The sequence below is a fragment of the Lentilactobacillus parakefiri genome (assembly GCF_002157585.1).
GTDB lineage: Bacteria > Bacillota > Bacilli > Lactobacillales > Lactobacillaceae > Lentilactobacillus > Lentilactobacillus parakefiri.
This window is the reverse complement of the sequence record NZ_BDGB01000114.1, coordinates 1-862: the sequence shown is the minus strand read 5'-3', so window position 1 is coordinate 862 and position 862 is coordinate 1. Positions and strand designations below refer to the sequence as shown.

Genomic DNA, 862 nt, shown 5'->3' with positions numbered 1-862 from the left:
TGAAATTGCCGAACTCATTGAGAAAATGTACGGTGCTCACTACTCCAAAGCCACGGTTTCCAACATGACTAAAGCCGTCAATGAACAGGTTCAAGCTTTCCAGCAACGTCGACTGGCTTCACAATATGCGGCCATCTTCTTAGATGCCACTTACTTGCCGTTAAAGCGGGATACCGTTCAAAAAGAAGCCGTTCATATTGCGATTGGCATTCGTCCAGATGGTACGAAAGAAGTGCTGAACTACCAAGTGGCGCCAACGGAATCGACTGGAATCTGGACTGAACTGCTGGGAACCTTGATCAAGCAGGGCGTTAAAGATGTGCTGTTGTTTGTGGCCGATGGGTTAGTTGGTTTTGATGAAGGCTTGAATCGGCATTTCCCTAAAGCCAAACGACAACGTTGCCTGGTTCATGTTGGGCGGAATCTGATGAACAAAGTTCGCGTAAAAGACCGCAAGGCCGTGATCAGTGACTTTAAACAAGTTCATCGGGCCGCCAACCGTGAAGCAGCAGAACTGAAACTGAATGAGTTCGCCAACAACTGGTATCAGACCTATCCCAAATTAATCAAAGATCTGCTTAAAATGCCGAATTTACTCACTTTCATGGACTTTCCACCAGCTATCCGGCAATCGCTATACTCCACTAACCTGATTGAGAACTTTAATAAGCATCTCAAGCGCACCACCCACCACAAAGAACAATTTCCAACGGAAGATTCACTGGATCGCTTCCTGGTTTCTCAGTTTAATGTTTATAACGAGAAGTCTCTGAAGCGGATCCACCGAGGGTTCAAAGGACTCCAGGACACCTTGGAAGCATCAGTTATTTAAGTTAGATACATATTATATGTACGAAGGCAT

1 protein-coding gene is annotated in these 862 nt (G+C 45.5%); it reads left to right on the top strand.

Annotation, left to right across the window (positions count from 1 at the left end):
- Nucleotides 1–832: IS256 family transposase (locus tag LPKJCM_RS11440; protein ID WP_087069672.1), on the top strand; the 832-nt coding region annotated here is incomplete at its 5' end.
- Nucleotides 833–862 lie beyond the last annotated feature (30 nt).